We start from the raw sequence: 7,499 nt of genomic DNA, 5'->3' as shown, positions 1-7,499 counted from the left end.
GTGTCGCATATCGACGTTCACACGGCCCGCGAACGTCGATGTGCGACACCTCAGGGTCGGGACGACGCTAGGGCTCGAGGTCGGCGAACAGCTCGGGCTGCGGGTCCGCGAACAGTTCGGGCTGCGAGGTCGGCGCGGCCGTACTCGTCGGCGGCTGCGGACGCCGCACGTGCACGGCCGCACCGGCCGCGAGGTACACCTCCCGCGGCTTGCCGGCGTCAGACTGCTTGACCGAGGAGATCCAGATCGCCTCCGGGTGAACGTCACGGCCCGCACGGACGTCCTCCGCGGTCCGGAGCTTGGCCACGCGGTGGAGCACGCCGCCGAACCAGATCTTCGCGACGATGTCGGCGACGGTGAGCATGATCTGCATGACCACGATGAGCGTCCCACCGGAGCCGACGAGCGGCATCGCGTACACGATCGGGTACACCGCCCACGAGGACAGCAGCAGTATGGTCGCGGAGCGCAGCAGTGCGGCCGAATCCACCGTGAGCACGGGCAGGGAGCGCCGCACCACGCTCGCGAGCAGGGCCGTCGTCGCCAGCCAGAACACTCCGGCGGCGATCCCCCACCCGACGAGCGCGGCGGCATCCGTGCCCCCCGAGGCGACGATCGCGCCCAGGTACGCCAGGAACACCATGAAGAAACCGCCGGCCATCGCGATCAGGCGGATGCGCCGGGCCACGCCGCCGAGGACGACGCACACGGCGAGGAGCTCGATGACGACGAGGGGAACCGCAACCGACCACTCGACGTAGCGCACGCCGAAGGTGAGGAGCGCAAGCCCGTTGGGCACGAACTCCGCGCCTTCACGGGTATACCCGAAGAGAAGACCGGACAGGAGGACGAGGTAGGACAGGAACATGGCGCTCATGATGCCGAGCCGCGCGACAACGGCGGTCCGGTACCGGGCGCCGACCTCCCCCCGGGTCACCCAGGCCCGCAGGAAACCCACGAAGAAGCACAGGGCGCCCATCCCCACGAAATAGCAGATGAGCTGGTACTGGGCCGGGGAGAGTCCGGCCTCCCACGGGGCGGCCAGGGATCGGACTAACACGGATACCCTTCATCAGCGACGGTGTCTTCGAAACGTGAGTGCGTCAGGAACGAGCAGGAGAGCCAGGAGCGAACGGTCGTGGAACGAGTGTCAGGATCGTGATTTCAGGACAGGGACGACCGGCGGCGGTTCCACGGAGAAGAACAGGCCGCCCGCGCTGTTCGCCGACACCATCAGCCGCTCGATCCAGTCCCGGTTGATGTTCGGCACCCGGCTGACCGAATAGCGGTAATAGAGTGTGCTGCTGGCATCGAGCCAGATGGCGCTGCGCCCGCTCTCGGTCTCGTCATCGGCCGACTCCGTCCACGAAAAAATGAAGCCCTCCCTGCGCCGCAGTTTCGTCGTAATGACGATCTGCAGGTGCATCAGGGCACGATCCTCAAAACTGACCACAATTCCTGGACTGCCGTACAACAACGTACCCATGAGCTCCCCCTCCGGATGGCTTACTCTAACGGACGAATCCCCCGCCGCCTAGCAGCTGCTATCCGGACGCGTCACCGGCTCCACCGAGCGTAGCCGCATGGTCGGGGACGGTGCGGTTGAGTTCGCGCGGCGGACGCTCGTAGTCGGCGCCCTGCGGCCGATGCGGAATCGAGACCCGCGGCGGTTCACGGTGCTCGTACGGCACGATCGAGAGCAGATGGTTGATCATGTTGAGCCTGGCCGCGAGCTTGTCCTCGCTCTCGACGACCCACCAGGGCGCCTCGGCGATGTCGGTGTGCACGAACATCTCATCCTTGGCCTTGGAGTAGTCCACCCACTTCGTGATCGAGAGCAGGTCGGTCTCCGAGAGCTTCCAGCGACGCATCGGGTCCTTGAGCCTCGAGCGGAACCGGGCCTCCTGCTCGTGGTCGGATACGGAGAACCAATACTTGACGAGGAGGATCCCGTCCTCGACCAGCATCCGCTCGAAGAGGGGCGCCTGGTGCAGGAACCGGCGGTACTCGTCGGGGGTGCAGTACCCCATCACGCGTTCGACGCCGGCCCGGTTGTACCAGGAGCGGTCCATCAGCACCATCTCCCCCGTCGACGGCAGGTGCTCGATGTACCGCTGGAAATACCACTGGCCACGCTCACGGTCTGTCGGCACCGGCAGCGCGACGATCCGGGCGATCCGCGGATTCAGGTACTCCGTGACCCGCTTGATGGCCGAGCCCTTGCCCGCAGCATCGCGGCCCTCGAAGATCACGACGATGCGGGCGCCCGACTCGCGCACCCACTCCTGCATGGCGACGAGCTCCGTCTGCAGCCTGCGCAGCTCGGCGTTGTATTCGGCCTTGCGGATCCTGCCTGGTGTGGGTTTCTTCTTCGCCATCCCCGACCTTTCGTTCGCGTGATGACAGCCTAGGAGCCAGAACGACCCGGATGGCTCTATCCGGCGCGGGCGAGTCTGTCTATCCTGTTCCGAACAGTCGCGGGCGACAGGTTAGGAGCGGGATGGCGCTGGAACACCGCACCCTCATTTCCTCGGTCCAGCGCGCCCTGAGGATCGTTGACATCGTCTCGGGCGCCCCCCGGCCGATGCCCGTCAAGGCGGTCGCCCAGGCCTCGGGGCTCAGCCTCGGCACGGCGTACAACCTGACCAGGACCCTCGTGCACGAGGGCTATCTCGGCACGGAGCCCGACGGCCTCGTCCTCGGGCTCCGGTTCCCGAGCCTCCGCGACGCAGACGCCGGCGTCTTTCTCGCCCGGGTGCGCCACACCCTCCGCCAGGTTGCCGGGGAGAACGGCGCGACGGCGTACCTCGCGCGCTTCAGCGACGGGAGGGTGGGCCTCATCGACATCGTCGACGCCGCGGGCACCCCGAGATCCGAGCCGTGGACAGGGCTCAGCGCCAGCCCGTACGCCTCCGCACTCGGCCGCCAGATCCTCTCCCAGCTCAGCCGCGAGCAGCGCGCCGACTTCCTCGCCGCGCACGGCCGTCCGCCGGGGGCCCACGCCGCGCCGGGGGCGCCAGACGCCCGTGGCATCCCCGCCGCGCACGCTGCCCATGTCGCATACGCCGCAAACGGTTCGAACGCTGCGCACCTGGCAGGCCCGGCGAGCGTGACGAACGCGGGCACGGCCGCCGGCACACACACGGCAACGCACCTCTATGGCACGGTCACGCTCCCCCGCCCGGCGGATGCCCGCGGCACGCACCAGGGAGCGGCCCACGGCAACGCGTGCCTCGCGGTCCCGGTGCGGGCGCCCGGCGTGATCGCCGCCCTCGGTGTCGCCGTGATCGGGGAGTGGGGGACAGCCGAACTCGGCGCGCTCACGCTGCGGTTGCGCGCATCGGCGAACGCTCTCGCGGCGCAGCTCGGCGCCGAACGGCCCGTGCAGGCCCGTGCCTGAGCGGACGGCCGTTGTCGGGTGCTGCTACGTGGCCTCCGAGTCGAACGGAGCGGGTTCCGCCGGCGCGAGGGCGTTCTCCTTCGCCCGCTTCCTGGACAGGTATGCGCCGTTCGGGTTCGGCGACACCCGGGACACGACGGCGGACTGCTCCTTGACCGGTTCATCCTCGATGAGGGCCTCACGGATGATCCGGCGCGGGTCGTACTGGCGCGGGTCGAGCTTCTTCCAGTCGACGTCGTCGAATTCGGGGCCCATCTCGTCGCGCATGCGTTCCTTGGCGCCGTTGGCCAGGTCCCGGAGCTGCCGGACGAGCCGGGCGAGCTGGGCCGCGTAGTGGGGAAGCTTCTCGGGTCCGAGCAGGAAGACGGCGACGATCCCGACCAGGAGGAGCTTCTCGAACGTCAAACCAAGCATAGGTTGAGGATAACGCGCGGCGGGGCCTCCTCCGACCGGCGGGGAGCCCCCTTAAGCTGGACCCATACAAAACTGGAGTTGCACCGTGTCTGACAAAGATTTGAACTGGAAGTTTTCCGACGACTCTGTCGTTGAGAGCGAGGCCGTCATCCGGGCGCGCCAGCAGTCGCTCGAGCTCGGCATCGACGCGATCTCCCCGGCGGTCGGTGCCCAGTCGGCCGTGATCGCCGCAGCGACCGGAGCACGCAGCATCCTCGAGGTCGGCACGGGGGCCGGCGTCTCCGGCATCTGGCTCCTGACCGGGGCGCCAGGGGCTACCCTCACCTCGATCGACACCGAGGTCGACCACCAGCAGCACGCCCGCGCCCTGTTCACGGAGGCGAAGATCCCGGCGAACCGGGTACGGCTGATCACGGGCAAGGCAGCGGATGTCCTCCCCCGGATGAATGAGAACTCGTACGACATCGTCTTCATCGACGCCGACCCGCAGTCGGTCATCGAATACGTCGAGCACGGGCTGCGGCTGGCCCGGCCGGGCGGAACCGTGCTCGTGGCCCACGCCCTCTGGCGCGGCCGCGTCGCGAACCCGGCGCAGCGCGACGAGGTCGCCACCGGCTTCCGCACCCTGCTGAGCGAGATCAGCGGCTCGACCGCCGTGATCAGCGCCCTGTCGCCCGTCGGCGACGGCCTGCTGCAGATCACCAAGCTCCGCGCGTAGCGCACCGGCACGAAAAAGATCGGCCGCGCAGCAGGGCTGCACGGCCGATCCGTAATTCTCCTCGGTTACGAGGTGGAGACGTGATCTCCGACGCTAGGCAACCGGGCGTACTACGCCGGCGAGTGCATCGTGAAGCTCCTTGGCTTCCGCGTCGTTCACAGAGACGACGAGTCGTCCTCCGCCCTCGAGCGGAACACGCACAATGATCAGGCGCCCCTCCTTTACAGCCTCCATTGGCCCGTCTCCGGTCCGTGGCTTCATGGCCGCCATGAACTCCCCTTCCACTCATTCGTCTGAACTTCTATTATCGACCATCGCGGCCCGAGACGAAAATTCACGAGGTCCGGGCGGGTAACGAAGGCGGTCGCGCACGGTTAGGGCGGCGTCCAGTCCTTACCGTCGACGCCCCAGCAGATCAGCAGCCACCCCCACTGGCCGAGGACGCACAGCACCACGATCCCGATCCGGTACCAGAGCCGTTTCGGCTGCGCGATCGCGCCGAGCACCGGGAACATCGGCATCAGCAGCCGGAAGGTGCTCGATTGCGGGAAGAAGACCGCGAAGAGGTAGAGCCCGTATGCGGCGAGCCAGAATCTCAGGTCCACGCCGAGCCGGCGGACCGCGGGAGTGAACAGCAGGACGGCGAAGCCGACGACGAGCGCGAGCACCACGACGATGCCGAGCGGTGTGCCGAGCCACCAGATCCCGCCCTGGAACCAGGCTGTGAAGGGCACGAGTTCCTGGTAACCGATGTACGAGGACCGCCAGGCGAGCTCGGTGTCGGTGTATGCGGTCGCCGAGCCGGTCGCGATCCAGGCGATGAGCGGCCAGGCGAAGCCGCTGAGGGCGCTGAAGACGGTGACGGATGCAGCGGTGAGGCGTTCTGCCGCTGGGAACGGGTCGCTGCGACGGGTCAGCCAGCGATGCACGATGTGGAACCCGAGTGCGAGGGCGAAGGCGAGGCCGCTCGGCCGGGTGAACGCCATCACCGCGACCACGGGGAACAGCAGCACGTAGCGCCGTTCGAGGAGCAGCAGGAGGGCGAGGGTGAGGAAGAAGAGGTACATCGCCTCGGCGTAGCCGAACTGCAGGATCGGGGTCAGGGGCGCGACGCAGAACAGCACGACGGCGAACAGTGCGGTGCCGCGGCCCTGGACGCGCAGCATCAGCCGGTAGAAGACCAGGGTGGCCCCGAGGCTGAAGGCGAGCGAGACGACCACGGCGGCCGGCGCCCACGGCGCCCCGGTGAGGAACATCAGGACGCGCACGACGGCGGGGTAGCCGGGCAGGAACGCCCACGCGTTCTCGCCGATGTGGCCGGTGCTCGTGACGGGCAGCACCGCCGGGTAGCCGGACACGGCGACGATGTTGTACCAGCGGGCGTCCCAGATGTTGGCGAAGTCGAAGTACCCCGGGCTGGCGCCGGTCCACGGGTTCGCGCCCTGGACGCGCGCCAGGATCAGGACGAGGGTGGTCGTCACAACGCGGGACAGCACCCAGATGCCGGCGACACCGGCCCACCACGGGGCCAGCCGGGCGCGGGCCCGCCAGCGGGCCGGCAGCATCCGCTGCGCCGCCTGGGACGGCGGGACCCGCGGCGTTGGCGACGTCCCGCGCAGCGAGCGCGGCGGTCTCCCCCTCGGAGGACGAGGCGGGGCCTCCGCGGCCACGGCTAGAGCTTCCGGCCCGGGGCGGCGGTCAGCCAGGACCGGAGGGCGACCTCGCAGTCCGTGATCTGGTGCACGGCGACGCGCTCGTCGTCGGCGTGGGCCTTGAGCGGGTCGCCGGGCCCGTAGTTGACGGCAGGGATGCCGAGAGCGGAGAACCGGGCGACGTCCGTCCAGCCGTACTTGGGCCGGGCTTCGGCTCCGACGAAGGCGAGGAATTCCTGCGCGAGCGGGGCGTCGAGTCCCGGGCGCGCGCCCTCCGCGCGGTCGACGACGGTGATCTCGTACCCGGCGAACAGTTCGCGCACGTGCTCAAGGGCCTCCGCGGAGCTGCGGCTCGGGGCGAAGCGGTAGTTGATGTGCACCATGCACTCGTCGGGGATGACGTTGCCGGCGATGCCGCCGCTGATCCCGACGGCGTTCAGGCCCTCCCGGTAGACGAGGCCCTCGACCTCGACGGCGCGAGGCTCGTAGCCGGCGAGGACGGCGAGGATCGGGGCGGCCTTGTGGATGGCGTTCTCGCCCACCCAGCTGCGGGCGGAGTGCGCGCGCAGCCCGTGGGTGCGCACCTCGAACCGCAGGTTGCCGTTGCAGCCGCCCTCGACCTGGCCGTTGCTGGGTTCGCCGAGGATGGCGAAGTCGCCCTCGAAGAGGTCGGGGCGGTTCCGGGCGAGCCGGCCGAGGCCGTTGAGCTCGTCGGAGACCTCCTCGTGGTCGTACCACATCCAGGTCACGTCCAGGCCGGGGTCTGTGAGCTCGGCGGCGAGCTTCAGCTGAACGGCGACGCCGGCCTTCATGTCCACCGTGCCGCGGCCCCAGAGGTGCTCGACGCCGTCGACGGTCTCGAACCGGGTCGGCAGGTTGTCGTTGACCGGGACGGTGTCGAGGTGGCCGGCGATGATGACCCGCCGGTCGCGGCCGAGGCGGGTGCGGGCGACGACCGTGTCACCGTCGCGGATGACCTCGAGGTGCGCGAGTCCGGTGAGCGCCTGCTCGACGGCGTCCGCGAGGGGGGTCTCATCACCCGAGACGGACTCGATGTCGCAGATCGCCTGTGTGATCGAAACGGAGGACGCGGCGAGGTCGAGCTGGCGGGCGCGGCGGGTGCCCGCTGCATCCGGTGCAGGGTTCACGTACGGGTTCACCGGCGGGGATACGGGCACGGACACGGGCTGGGGGGTCGAAGGCACCCTACTAATCTAGAGGAATGACCGAGACAGAGTCCCCGCAGTCCGCCGTCCCCACCACCGCCTGGGGCTACGGCCTGGCCACCGTCGCCGAGGACGGCACGGTCCTCGAC

Annotated in this window: 9 protein-coding genes; 2 read left to right on the top strand and 7 right to left on the bottom strand. The window is 69.2% G+C overall.

Annotation, left to right across the window (positions count from 1 at the left end; translation table 11 throughout):
- Positions 1–67: 67 nt before the first annotated feature.
- The 3 genes from QN345_RS13305 to ppk2 form a co-directional block, all read right to left on the bottom strand.
- Positions 68–1,060, bottom strand: a complete 993-nt coding sequence (locus QN345_RS13305) for a bacteriorhodopsin (protein WP_322140716.1) — start codon at positions 1,058–1,060, stop codon at positions 68–70.
- 90 nt (positions 1,061–1,150) lie between these two features.
- Positions 1,151–1,426, bottom strand: coding sequence for an ATP-dependent DNA ligase (locus QN345_RS13300; protein ID WP_241975346.1), 276 nt, complete (start codon positions 1,424–1,426; stop codon positions 1,151–1,153).
- Positions 1,427–1,544: 118 nt separating this feature from the next.
- Positions 1,545–2,378, bottom strand: a complete 834-nt coding sequence (gene ppk2 / locus QN345_RS13295) for a polyphosphate kinase 2 (RefSeq protein ID WP_174774610.1) — start codon at positions 2,376–2,378, stop codon at positions 1,545–1,547.
- A gap of 122 nt (positions 2,379–2,500) precedes the next feature.
- Here ppk2 and QN345_RS13290 point away from each other — a divergent pair, with 122 nt between their 5' ends.
- Complete coding sequence (locus QN345_RS13290; RefSeq protein ID WP_322140715.1) at positions 2,501–3,400, top strand: helix-turn-helix domain-containing protein; 900 nt, start codon at positions 2,501–2,503, stop codon at positions 3,398–3,400.
- Between the two features lie 24 nt (positions 3,401–3,424).
- Here QN345_RS13290 and QN345_RS13285 read toward each other — a convergent pair whose 3' ends face one another.
- A complete protein-coding gene (locus QN345_RS13285; RefSeq protein WP_134449542.1) occupies positions 3,425–3,814 on the bottom strand; it encodes a Sec-independent protein translocase TatB in 390 nt (129 codons plus the stop codon).
- Positions 3,815–3,899: 85 nt separating this feature from the next.
- On the opposite strand from QN345_RS13285, the gene QN345_RS13280 reads away from it, so the two are divergent.
- On the top strand, positions 3,900–4,532 hold the full coding sequence (locus tag QN345_RS13280) for an O-methyltransferase (protein WP_134449541.1): 633 nt from the start codon (positions 3,900–3,902) through the stop codon (positions 4,530–4,532).
- Positions 4,533–4,625: 93 nt separating this feature from the next.
- Here the strand turns inward: QN345_RS13280 and QN345_RS13275 are convergent, their stop codons facing one another.
- The 3 genes from QN345_RS13275 to dapE form a co-directional block, all read right to left on the bottom strand.
- A complete protein-coding gene (locus tag QN345_RS13275; RefSeq protein WP_134449540.1) occupies positions 4,626–4,802 on the bottom strand; it encodes a DUF3117 domain-containing protein in 177 nt (58 codons plus the stop codon).
- Between the two features lie 104 nt (positions 4,803–4,906).
- Entirely contained in the window at positions 4,907–6,097 is a 1,191-nt protein-coding gene (locus tag QN345_RS13270; protein ID WP_134449539.1) for a hypothetical protein, read from the bottom strand.
- 107 nt (positions 6,098–6,204) lie between these two features.
- Positions 6,205–7,332 carry a succinyl-diaminopimelate desuccinylase gene (dapE, locus tag QN345_RS13265; protein ID WP_322141113.1) on the bottom strand — a complete coding sequence of 376 codons (1,128 nt, stop codon included), beginning with the start codon at positions 7,330–7,332 and terminating at the stop codon, positions 6,205–6,207.
- Between the last annotated feature and the right edge of the window lie 167 nt (positions 7,333–7,499).

Origin of the sequence: Cryobacterium sp. 10I1, from assembly GCF_035019805.1 — a bacterium.
GTDB classification, from domain to species: domain Bacteria; phylum Actinomycetota; class Actinomycetes; order Actinomycetales; family Microbacteriaceae; genus Cryobacterium; species Cryobacterium glucosi.
Note: the sequence above shows the minus strand (reverse complement) of the source record. Positions and strands in the feature narration are given on the sequence as shown.